General features: G+C 69.5%; 8 protein-coding genes and 1 tRNA gene. 3 read left to right on the top strand and 6 right to left on the bottom strand.

Annotated elements, in window-relative coordinates:
- Positions 1–36 precede the first annotated feature (36 nt).
- Both PV734_RS38930 and PV734_RS38935 read right to left on the bottom strand, forming a co-directional pair.
- Positions 37–1164 carry an SPFH domain-containing protein gene (locus PV734_RS38930; protein WP_319294135.1) on the bottom strand — a complete coding sequence of 376 codons (1128 nt, stop codon included), beginning with the start codon at positions 1162–1164 and terminating at the stop codon, positions 37–39.
- 113 nt (positions 1165–1277) lie between these two features.
- Positions 1278–2774 carry a peptidoglycan-binding protein gene (locus tag PV734_RS38935; protein WP_319090261.1) on the bottom strand — a complete coding sequence of 499 codons (1497 nt, stop codon included), beginning with the start codon at positions 2772–2774 and terminating at the stop codon, positions 1278–1280.
- 170 nt (positions 2775–2944) lie between these two features.
- Between PV734_RS38935 and PV734_RS38940 the strand changes: the two genes are divergently transcribed.
- The 3 genes from PV734_RS38940 to PV734_RS38950 all read left to right on the top strand — a co-directional run bounded on the left by PV734_RS38940 (position 2945) and on the right by PV734_RS38950 (position 7475).
- Positions 2945–3018 (top strand) — tRNA-Lys (locus tag PV734_RS38940).
- Between the two features lie 471 nt (positions 3019–3489).
- A complete protein-coding gene (locus PV734_RS38945) occupies positions 3490–5541 on the top strand; it encodes a glycosyltransferase family 2 protein (protein WP_319294137.1) in 2052 nt (683 codons plus the stop codon).
- Positions 5538–7475, top strand: coding sequence for a kelch motif-containing protein (locus PV734_RS38950; RefSeq protein WP_319294139.1), 1938 nt, complete (start codon positions 5538–5540; stop codon positions 7473–7475). Before PV734_RS38945 ends, PV734_RS38950 begins: the two co-directional genes overlap by 4 nt.
- Before the next feature lie 179 nt (positions 7476–7654).
- On the opposite strand, the gene PV734_RS38955 is transcribed toward PV734_RS38950, so the two are convergent.
- From PV734_RS38955 to PV734_RS38970, 4 genes are all read right to left on the bottom strand, one after another.
- Positions 7655–8686 (bottom strand): glycoside hydrolase family 6 protein, encoded by a 1032-nt coding sequence (locus PV734_RS38955; RefSeq protein ID WP_319090264.1) that lies wholly within the window; start codon positions 8684–8686, stop codon positions 7655–7657.
- A 586-nt stretch (positions 8687–9272) separates the two neighbouring features.
- Complete coding sequence (locus PV734_RS38960) at positions 9273–9953, bottom strand: class F sortase (RefSeq protein WP_319294141.1); 681 nt, start codon at positions 9951–9953, stop codon at positions 9273–9275.
- Between the two features lie 5 nt (positions 9954–9958).
- On the bottom strand, positions 9959–10600 hold the full coding sequence (locus PV734_RS38965) for a hypothetical protein (RefSeq protein ID WP_415924336.1): 642 nt from the start codon (positions 10598–10600) through the stop codon (positions 9959–9961).
- 135 nt (positions 10601–10735) lie between these two features.
- Entirely contained in the window at positions 10736–11515 is a 780-nt protein-coding gene (locus PV734_RS38970) for an HAD-IIA family hydrolase (RefSeq protein WP_319090268.1), read from the bottom strand.
- Positions 11516–11603 lie beyond the last annotated feature (88 nt).

Consider the following 11603-nt stretch of genomic DNA (forward strand, 5'->3'; position numbering starts at 1 on the left):
CAGATTATTACCGCGCGTTGAACATGTCCAGACCAATCACGGGCCCGGCTCGCTCCGTCCCGCGCAGAACGCGACCGTCAGGTCCTTCACCAGCGCCTTGCGTTCGTAGTCGTCCAGCTCGACCAGACCGCGCAGTGTCAGCCGGGTCACCGTGTCCTCCACCGAGTCGACGACCGAGTTGAGCGCGGCGGCGCGGTGCTGGGCGTCCAGGGTGGCGATACGGCGGCGGGTCATCGCGGCGGCGACCTCGGGGGCGTACTCGACCCGGACCGGCAGTACCGAGAACACCTCCAGGCCGACCGGCGCCGTGTCCGCCGCGACCGCCCGGGTCAGCGACTCCCCCGCCGTCTCCATCGCCCGCCGTCCCGCGCCCGGCATCTCCACCGGCACCCGGACGAGCGCCGCCTCGACGCACTCACGCAGGTAGGTCTCGTGGTCCTCGACGCCGAGCGTGGCCCGCGCGGTGTCCCGCACCCGCCACACCACGAGGACGACGACCCGCAGGGCGACCCCGTTCGCGTCGGCGGCCGGCATCGGCTCGCCGCGCCAGTGCCGCAGCCGTACGTCGACCCTGGCGCGCAGCAGCAGCGGGTTGACCCACAGCAGCCCGGTGCGCCGGACCGTCCCCCGGTAGCGGCCGAACAGGCCGAGCACCCAGGCCCGCCCGGTCCGCCCGCGCGCCAGCCCGCCGAACCCGAACAGCCCGAGGGCGCCCGCACCGGCGTACGCCGCCCACTGGGCCGGACCGAGACCGGCGCCCGCGTACGTCACCGGCAGCCGGAGCGCTTCCACCGCGAGGGGCGGCAGCACTCCCGCCCACCAGGAGGTGAGCACGCCCCCGGCCAGCCCGGCGGCACCGGCGAACACGCCCACCGCGCCGGGCAGCACCCGTGCCGTGCGCTCCACCAGGTCGGGGTCGACCGCCGGCACCGCCGGACGCGGTGCGGCCGGGGCGGGCCTGCGGATGCGTGGCTGCTCGCCCGTACCCTGTCTGCGCCCCACGACGGCCGGCCGCAGCGGTACCGACACCGGGTCGGGCTCGTCACGGAAGAGCAGGTGGACGGGGATCTCGGTGGTCGCCTCGTTCTGGATGAGCCGGGCGGGCCTGGGCCCGTTGTCCGGGGACCCGTCGGGTTCCGGCGTGTGTTCGGTGGTCGTACTCATTTGTGCCTCCAGCCTCCGCGCCAGATGCGTTCATGACTGCTGCGTTGATGACTGCTGCGTTCATGCCTGGGTGTTTCGGTACGACGGTGGTTACCGGCCAACCCTCGTGTGCGTCACGAGGAGAAGAGGCGACGCCAGGTCTCCGGACCCGGGTAGCCGTCGGCCGCGCCGCCCCGCCAGCCCTGGGCGCGCTGGAAGGCCTCCACCGCGCGGCGGTCCGCCTCGTTCCAGCGGGCGTCGGGCCGGGTCGGGTAGAAGCGGCCGAACCCCTTCTTCACCAGCTGCTTTCCGAGCAGGGTGATGTGCGGGCTGCTGGAACCGGGCCGGAACAGCCCCCGCCCGGGGAACTCGGGGACCACTTTCCCGGCGGAGGGCGGACCGGCCGCGCCGGGGACCTCCTCGGAGGGCGTCCCGGGAAAGGTTCCCGGCGCTGTTCCCGGGGTGGTTCCGGGCGCTGTCGCGGGGTCCGTCCCGGTGGGCGCCCCGGTGGGCGGCCCGCTCGGCCGGGCCCCGATGTCGCTGCCCGCCCCGCTCACCAGCAGCGCCCAGGTGCGCGGACCCGGCAGTCCGTCCGCCGCCGAACCCTGCCAGCCCTGGGCCTGCTGGAACGCCCGGGTCGCCCTGCCGTCAGCGGCCGACCAGCGCGGGCCGGGACCCGAGGTGTAGTAGCGGGCGCCGCCGCGCGCCACGAGCATCCGGCCGAGCTGGGTGACGTACCTGTTGTTGGCGCCGGGACCGAAGTACGTCCGCCCCGGGAAGCGGGACGCCGCGTCCGGGGAGGCGCCGGGCGCCGCGCCTCCCGTGCCGTCCGGGTCACCCGTACCGCCCGGGACGTCCGGGTCGCCGGTGCCGCCCGGGTCCGAGGTGCCGCCCGGGTTAGCGGCGAGGCCCTTGTAGCGGTAGGCCTGATAGCGGTCCGAGTGGCTCCAGTAGGCGTACGGAGTGGCCTGCCTGCGGGCGTACGGGCGGGTCTCCTCGTAGGCGGTGTAATAGGTGTGCGTGTAGTCCGTCCAGCCGCCGAAAATGACGACGTGCGAACCCTTCTCCGGGTCCGACGGATTGTGGAACAGGAGAATGTCGCCGGGCTGCAGATCCTCCTTGGGAATGCGTACGCCGTACCTGTCGAGGCTGCCCGTCCATTCGTTGCCCGCGAGGTTCCAGGCCATGGAGACGAAGCCCGAGCAGTCCTGCCGGTAACCGTCTCCCCAATACGTGCTCATGCTGTACGGAACCCGCGCGGCGACCCAGGTCCTGGCCCGGTTGATGATCTCCGACCGGGTGGTGGCCCGGAGTTTGCCCGCCGCCGGTTTCCCGGGTGGGCCGTGCAGCGGGGCCTTGCCGCCCTGCGGGGTGTCGGGCTCGTCACCTGCGGGTACGCCCGGGAGGTGGGGGGCGTACGAGGCGGCTGCGGCCGGCAGGGCGTGCCCGGCGCCCAGCACGGTCGAGGCGGTCGCGGCGACGACGAGAGTTCGGCGGACCGCCGTACGGGCAGGTCCCGGGCCCGTTCCCGACACCGGTCCGGAATACGGTGCCGACCGACGCCGGTGAACACATCCGGGGCATTCGCAGTCGCTCGCGGGATCGAATTCCTCGAATACCGGAGTCGCCATACGATTCCCCTCACGTCCCAGGCGATGACTTGCGCGCTTCTCCACCGTCGCAGTTTCTCAACTGTCACCGTCTGTCGCATGTTGACGGTCCGAATGATGTACACGTCCGCCGCGCGCCTCGGCGGTCCGGACCACTCACCGGGGTCGGGTAGAGTTGTCGACGTCACCGCGCGCCGCTAGCTCAGTTGGTTAGAGCAGCTGACTCTTAATCAGCGGGTCCGGGGTTCGAGTCCCTGGCGGCGCACAGACGAACGGCAGGCCCTCCGCTGACGCGGGGGGCCTGTTCGCGTGGGCCTCGGAGATCGGCCGAAACGGTACGTAAACACTTCGGAACCATCCGCACACAAGCGGTCCCAAATGCACCAATCCGACTCAACAGACGTCACAATGGGCACGTATGACCGGTAAACACCATGTTTCGCGTCTTGCGATCATGCTGAACGGCGTAGAACCCTGGGCGCAGGATGCCGCGGTTTCGCGGCAATTGGGGGCGGGACCGGTTGCGACGGCGCGGGGATGGGGCCTCGCTCATGAACGGATGCCGAGGGGGGCATCATGCAACCGGAAGGGCACTCTTCCATGTCTATAGAGTGTGGATTATGGATGACGTGGGGGCAGTGGTCCATTACTGATGCGTCTGTGAAGGCCGAGGGGGGCCGAGCGGACGTATAGGAACCGACATGCACGCGATCACCCGCGTGCGGGGGGATGACTCATGACGTCGACGCCGACGGGCGCCCGGCATAACTTCGACGGATCTCAGACAGCCCAGCTCAGGCTGCCGTCGAACCGGACCGGCGGGTTCCGCCGGATCAAGAAGAGCTTGCCGAAGTACGACTACGAGCACTACAGCCGACTGGCCGGACCCCTCACACAGCCCGACCCGACCAAGCCGTACACGGTCAAGTACCGGTCTCTGCTCTCGCAGGAGCCGCACCGGATACGGGCCGCGCTGATGCTGGGCGCCGCACCGCTGCTCTCCATCGTCCTGCTCGTCTGGCTGCTCCAGCCCGCGCACTGGACGGAACGCGACTACCCGGCCTTCGACTTCCTGCCGGCGCTCGACATCGTGATGCTCGTCTCGATCGGTCTGATCGAGCTCTTCCGCTGCCTGAACGTGCTGTCGAACGCGCACGCCACGCTGGTCGCCCGCGACCCGATCCCGGTGGTGCCCGAGACCGGCACGAGAGTGGCGTTCCTCACCTCCTTCGTGCCCGGCAAAGAGCCGCTGGACATGGTGACGAAGACGCTCGAAGCCGCGGTGAGAATCCGGCACCGCGGCCTCATGCACGTCTGGCTGCTCGACGAGGGCGACGACGACGCCGTGAAGGCGGTCTGCGCGCGCCTCGGAGTGCACCACTTCTCCCGCAAGGGCGTCGCGAAGTGGAACCAGCCCAAGGGCCCGCACCGCGCCAAGACCAAGCACGGCAACTACAACGCCTGGCTCGACGCGCACGGCGACGACTACGACTTCTTCGCCTCCGTCGACACCGACCACGTACCGCTGCCCAACTACCTGGAGCGGATGCTCGGCTTCTTCCGGGACCCGAACATCGGCTTCGTCATCGGCCCGCAGGTCTACGGGAACTACGACAACTTCGTCACCAAGGCCGCCGAGTCGCAGCAGTTCCTCTTCCACGCACTGATCCAGCGGGCCGGCAACGCCTACGGCTCGCCCATGTTCGTGGGCACCAGCAACGCCGTACGCATCAGCGCGCTGAAGCAGATCGGCGGGCTGTACGACTCGATCACCGAGGACATGGCGACCGGCTTCGAGATCCACCGCCACAAGAACCCGGCGACGGGGAAGAAGTGGCGTTCGGTCTACACACCGGACGTGCTCGCGGTCGGCGAGGGTCCGAGCGCCTGGACGGACTTCTTCACGCAGCAGATGCGCTGGTCGCGGGGGACGTACGAGACGATCCTCAAGCAGTACTGGAAGGGCTGGTACTCGCTGCCGCCGAGCAAGCTCTTCAACTACACGATGATGATCATCTTCTATCCGATGTCCGCCCTCAACTGGATCCTGGCGGCGCTGAGTTGCGCGCTGTTCCTGGGCCTGGGCGCCTCGGGTGTGAACATCGACCCGACCGTGTGGCTGATGCTCTACGGCAACGCCTCGGCGCTGCAGATCGGCCTGTACATCTGGAACCGCCGGCACAACGTCTCCCCGCACGAGCCCGAGGGTTCGGGCGGCGTGGCGGGCATGGTCATGTCGGCACTGTCGGCGCCGCTCTACGCCAAGGCCCTGATCGACTCCGCGCTGCGGCGCAAGAGCAAGTTCGTGGTCACGCCCAAGGGCGACTCGGCGAGCCCGGACCGCTGGTTCGGGACGTTCCGGTACCACTGGTACTTCATCCTGATCTTCGGCGGCTCGATCGCGGCCGGCTTCACCTTCGGGCACTCGCACCCCGCGATGATCATCTGGGCGACCTTCGCCACGGCGATCACCGCGACACCGATGGTCGTCTGGCGGCTCATGCTGCGCCAGGAGAAGAAGAAGCTCGCCGCCGGCCCGGCCGAACCGCAGGACGCCGCGCCCGTGCCCCAGCCGTTCGTACCGGCCCAGCCGACGCCCCAGGCGCCACACGGATCCCATCCGTCACATCCGTCGCACGCCCCTCACGCCCCCCACTCCACCCACGCGCCGCAGCACAAGCCCCAGTGGGCCGCATCCGGCGGGACGGGCGGGGGCAGCGTAGGGGGCGAGGGCAACGACCAGACCATGCAGATCGCCCTTGGTGGACTTGGGGGACGTAAGGAATGAAAGACCGTGCAGGCCGCCGCCGCGCCCGTCGACTCGCGATAGGCACGGCGGTGGTCCTCGCGTTGGCGGGGATGAACGGGCCGTGGGTATACCGCTTCAGCACCGAGAAGTACCACGACTACAAGATCAACAAGCCGGAGTACAAGGCGCAGAACGGCAAGTGGGAGGTGGTGAACTTCCCGGAGAAGTACCGGCAGAACACCATCCACGCGGCCCTGTTGCACACCGGGAAGGTGCTGCTCGTCGCGGGCTCCGGCAACAACGCGGACAACTTCGACGCGAAGAAGTTCGACACGCGTATCTGGGACCCGGTCAAGGGCACGATCAAGAAGATCCCGACGCCCGCCGACCTGTTCTGTACCGGGCACACACAGCTCTCCAACGGCAATCTGCTGATCGCGGGCGGTACGAAGCGGTACGAGAAGCTGAAGGGTGACGTCACCAAGGCGGGCGGCCTGATGGTCGTCCACAACGAGAACCCCGACAAGCCGATCACCCTGCCGGCGGGCACCAAGTTCACCGGCAAGGAGACCGGCAAGACGTTCGTGTCAAAGGACCCGGTCGTCGTGGAGCGCGCGACGAAGGTGTTCGACAAGGCGACGGGCGCGTTCCTGCGCAACGATCCCGGGCTCGGCCGGATCTACGTCGAGGCGCAGAAGAAGGGCGCCAAGTACGAGACCGGTACGCAGGACAACTACCGCGTGCAGGGCCTGTCGGGCACCGACTCCCGCAACACTTACGGCATCGCCGAGAAGCTCGCCCTGGACAAGAAGGACTTCCAGGGCATCCGGGACGCCTACGAGTTCGACCCGGTCGCCGAGAAGTACATCAAGGTCGACCCGATGAACGAGGCCCGCTGGTACCCGACGCTCACCACCATGTCGGACGGCAAGATCCTCAGCCTCTCCGGCCTGGACGACATCGGCCAGCTGGTGCCGGGCAAGAACGAGGTGTTCGACCCGAAGACCAAGAAGTGGACGTACACCACCCACGTCCGGCAGTTCCCGACGTACCCGGCGATCTCCCTGATGCAGAACGGCGAGATGTTCTACTCGGGCGCGAACGCGGGCTACGGCCCCGACGACGTCGGCCGTGACCCGGGCGTCTGGGACGTGGCGACCAACAAGTTCACCAAGCTGAAGGGTCTGAGCGACCCCAACATGCTGGAGACCGCCGGCACGGTGCTGCTGCCGCCGGCACAGGACGAGAAGTACATGGTGATCGGCGGGGGCGGGGTCGGCGAGTCGAAGCTCTCCAGCAAGAAGACCCGCGTGATCGACCTCCTGGCGGCCAACCCGAGGTTCACGGACGGCCCGTCCCTGGAGAAGGGCACGCGCTACCCGCAGTACTCGATCCTGCCCGACGACACGGTGATGATCTCGGGCGGCTCGGAGGACTACCGGGGGCGTGGTGACTCGAACATCCTCCAGGCCCATATGTACGACGCGAAGACCGGCAAGCTGAGGAGGGTCGCCGACCCGTTGGTGGGCCGGAACTACCACTCGGGCTCGATCCTGCTGCCCGACGGCCGCCTGATGTTCTTCGGCTCGGACTCGCTGTACGCGGACAAGGCCAACACCAAGCCGGGCAAGTTCGAGCAGCGCATCGAGATCTACACGCCGCCGTACCTGTACCACGACGCGCAGCCCTCACTGTCGGGGGGCCCGCAGACGATCGCACGCGGTGCGTCGGGCACGTTCACGACGCGGCACGCGGCCACGATTCGGACCGCCCGGCTGATCCGGCCGAGCGCCTCGACGCACGTCACGGACGTCGACCAGCGCTCCATCGCCCTCGACCTGAAGAAGACGAAGGACAGCATCACGGTGACGGTGCCGAAGAACCGGAATCTGGTGGAGTCGGGGTGGTACATGCTCTTCGTGACGGACGAGCAGGGCACACCCAGCAAGGCTCAGTGGGTGAAGGTGCCTTGAGTCCGGGCCAGGGGGTGCGTTGTCGGCTGCGGCGCCGTCGTGGCTGATCGCGCAGTTCCCCGCGCCCCTGAAAAACTATCGGCGCCCTTCTCTCGAAGGGCGCCGATCGCATACCTAGGGGCGCGGGGAACTGCGCGACAAGCCACGACGCACCCGCAGCCGACAACGCACAGAACCCCTCAGCCGCTGGCCTTCGCCAACTTCAACGCGTAACCGGCCCACCACTGCCCGGCCTTCGGCCCCCCCTTGCACTCCCCGTCGGACTCCCCGGGCCGCTTCACCCACAGATACGCGTCCACAAGCGGATCCGCCGTCTTCACGGTAGGAGCCTCCCCCAGCGCCCTCCCGGGAGGATTGCACCAGTTCTCGTCCGCCTCGCCGCCGGTATAGGGCCCGTTGCCGTTACGGCTCGTGTCCACCACGAAGTGCTTGCCGCCCACCTTCGCCGACAACTCCTTGCCGTACGCGATGGACTCGGCCGTCGAGTAGAAGTTGGACACGTTGACGGAGAACCCGTCCGCCTTGTCGATGCCCGCCCACTTGAGCGGCTCGAAGATCTGGTCGGGATGCGTCCAGCCCGCGTTCCCCGCGTCCAGGTACACCTTCGTGTTCTTCAGCGCCGACAGCGTCTCGACCGCGCCGCTCAACAGGTCGTACCGCTCCTCGTGGAACTCGTCCTGGGTGCAGCCGTCCACGAGGTGGAGGATCGCGTCCGGTTCCAGGATCACCGTGGCCGCGCGGTCGCCGATGCCCTTGGCCACGCCGTCGATCCAGGCGCGGTAGCTGTCGCCGTCGGCGGCGCCTCCGCTGGAGTACTGGCCGCAGTCGCGGTGCGGGATGTTGTAGAGGACGAGGAGGGCGGAGCGGTCCGCCTTCTGCGCGGCCTCCGTGAAGCCGCGCGCCTCCGCCTCCGGGTTCTCCGGGCTGATCCACTCGCCGGTCGGCTGCTCGGCGATCTTCCGGATCTGCTCGGCGTCGGTGGTCTTGTCGTCCTTGACGTACGCGGCGACCTGTTCCGCCGCGTTGCCGTCGGGGTTCACCCAGAACGGGTTGGCCCCCTTGGGCTGCTGGGTGATCCGGGCTTCCGCCTCCTTGGCCGGCCCGTCGTCGCCCCCCTTGCCGGAGGACGCGGAACACCCCGTGAACAGCAGTGCCGCCCCCAGCACCGCCACGGACGCCCTCCCGCAGGTCGCCCCCCTACTGCCGAACATCGAACTCCCCCTCGGATGCACTGTCCTGGTCCCCCCTGGATGCAGTGTCGTATGCCTCAATCCTGACATAGGTGGCCGGGCGCCCACGAGGTCGCCAGATCCTTGTCGGTCACCTGTTACAGCGCGTTCGGGCCGGGCACTCCCGTCCCTCAGGGCCTGAACAGCGGGCTCGGGGCGGGGCCGGGCAGGATCGGGGCGGGGTCGGGGGAACCGCTCGTAGAACTATCTACTACCTGCGTGGATAACTCAGAGCCACCGGACAGGGACTTGGCGTCATTCATGTCTAGGCCTGGACGCTCATCCGTTCTACAGTCGTCTCAGACGGCCCCAGCACAGGCCAACAGTTCACCGTCCGCGTTTTCGGGGACGGCCACCGAACCTCCCGCGCCGGTCGCCGGGTTACTCCCGCAGCCCGTGCGCGCGCGGTCGAGGACCAGCCCGGTCGGCGGCTCTGGGGGGAGCGGGTCGCCGACCGGGCAGGGTGAGACGCGGACGCAGGGGCACGGACACAGGCGCGGACACCGCGGGCCTGGGTTCAGGCGGTGGCCTCGGGCGGTGGGGCCAGAGGGTGGCGTCAGCGGGTGGCTCAGGCGATCTCGCCCGTCAGGTACGCCGACACGATCACGTTCGCCGTGTAGGTGCGGGAGGCCCGGTCGAACGTACCGCCGCAGGTGATGAGCCGGAGTTCCGCGCGGCCCGACTGTCGGGTGCCGTACGCCAGTTGGGCGTCGAAGCGGTCGCGGGGCAGGACCCGGACGTCGTCGACGGTGAACTGGGCGACCTTGCCGTCGGCTCGGGTGACCCGGATCGTCGCGCCCGGCCGCAGGGTGCTGACCTTGTAGAAGACGGCCGGCTTGGTCTCGGTGTCGACGTGTCCGACGAGCAGCGCGGTTCCGGCGGCGCCGGGCCGGGTGCCGGATCCGTACCAGCCCACGACGCCCGCCTGGTCGTAGGGCGGCGGGTCGATCGCGCCACGCCGGTCGAGGCCACGGGCCACCACCGGGGCCTGCACGCCCAGCTCGGGGATGTCCACGCGCTGCGGCACGGCACCGCTCAACGGCTCGTGCGCGGGCGGGAGTTCGGGGTCGGGCGGGCGGCCGACCGCGGCGATGTCACCGGTGGTCGGCGCGGCTGTCCCATGGCGTACGTCGGTGACCTCGCGGCCCCACGTCCACAGCCCGAGCAGCAGCAGCGCCCAGGCCACGCCCATGGTCAGGCGTCCGGTGCCGGTGGTGCCGGGGGGTCGCTCGCGGTCGTCGTCGAGCATGACGTTCAGTCCGTCCCTCGGCCTCGGCGGACCCCGCGCACGGCGACGACGACCGCCGCCACACCCGCGAGGACGAGACCGACCACCGCCTGTCCGGTACCGGGACCCGTGCCTCGCGCGTCGGCGGCCAGCCCCTCCGCCGCACCGCCACCACCGGCGGGCACGGGAGCGAAGGGCGAGGCGGCCGTCGTACGGGAGGGCTCGGGCGAGGACGGCGACTCGGGCGAGGGGGGCTGCCACTCCCCCACACCCGCGCTCGCACCCTCACTCTCGCTCGCACCCCCTACGGCCACGCCCCTTACGGCCACGCCCCTTACGGCCACGGTGATCGCGCTCTTGACCTTGCCCTGCCGCCCGTCGCAGCCGACGGTGACGCCGTACGTGCCCGGCGTGAGCGACGAGCGGACGCGGGACCCTCCGACGAGCGCCCCCTCCTGCCCCTGTCTCGCGAGCAGCGCGTCGGCGACGAACGCCTCCGACTTCACGGTGCCCGTCCTCCCCGCACAGCCGCGCACGACCAGCTGTACGTCGCTGCCGGGGACCGGGGACGCCGGGGTCACCGAGATGCCCCCGTCGGCGGCGTACGCCACGGGCAGGGGGATGAGGGCGGCGGCGACCGCGGCGCCGGCACAGAGAGTGAGCCGCATGGAACCCATCGTGAACCTCCAGATACCTGGAGGCTCCTCCTCCCGTCGCCGGTCCGCATCTCCGGAGCGGGTGGGGCTGCTCCGTACGGGTCGCGAAAGGTTTGGACGGCCTCGGGTTCGTATCCCGCGGGCGGCTCAGACGCGGTCGACGAGGTCCGCGATGGAGTCGACGATCTTGGACGGGCGGTACGGGAAGTTCTCGACCTGGTCGGGCCCGGTCAGCCCGGTGAGCACCAGGAAGGTCTGCATCCCGGCCTCGATGCCCGCGAGAACGTCGGTGTCCATACGGTCGCCGATCATCGCGCTGGTCTCGGAGTGGGCGCCGATCGCGTTCAGCCCGGTCCGCATCATCAGGGGGTTGGGCTTGCCCGCGAAGTACGGCTTCCGACCCGTCGCCTTGGTGATCAGGGCGGCCACCGCGCCGGTCGCGGGCAGCGGGCCCTCGGCGGAGGGTCCGGTCTCGTCCGGGTTGGTGGCGATGAAACGGGCGCCGCCCTCGATAAGACGTACGGCCTTGGTCATGGCCTCGAAGGAGTAGGTGCGGGTCTCACCCAGGACCACGTAGTCGGGCTCGTGGTCGGTGAGGATGTACCCGACGTCGTGCAGGGCGGTGGTCAGCCCTGCCTCGCCGATGACATAGGCGGTCCCGCCGGGGCGCTGGTCGTCGAGGAACTTGGCGGTGGCGAGAGCCGACGTCCAGATGTTGTCGACAGGCACGTCCAGGCCCATACGGCGCAGCCGGGCGTGCAGGTCTCGCGGGGTGTAGATCGAGTTGTTGGTGAGCACCAGGAAGGGCTTGCCCGACTCGCGCAGCTTCTTGATGAAGGCATCGGCGCCGGGGATCGGCACGCCCTCGTGGATGAGCACACCGTCCATGTCGGTGAGCCACGAGTCGATGGGCTTGCGGTCTGCCATGTCCGGTCTCCTGCTCCTGCACTGCCTGTTGTGGTGCGTTGCGTTTCCTTGCGATGCGGTGCGTTCCGTTGTGTCGCGTGCACCGCGA

It is taken from the genome of Streptomyces sp. AK08-02 (assembly GCF_033795085.1).
GTDB lineage: Bacteria > Actinomycetota > Actinomycetes > Streptomycetales > Streptomycetaceae > Streptomyces > Streptomyces echiniscabiei.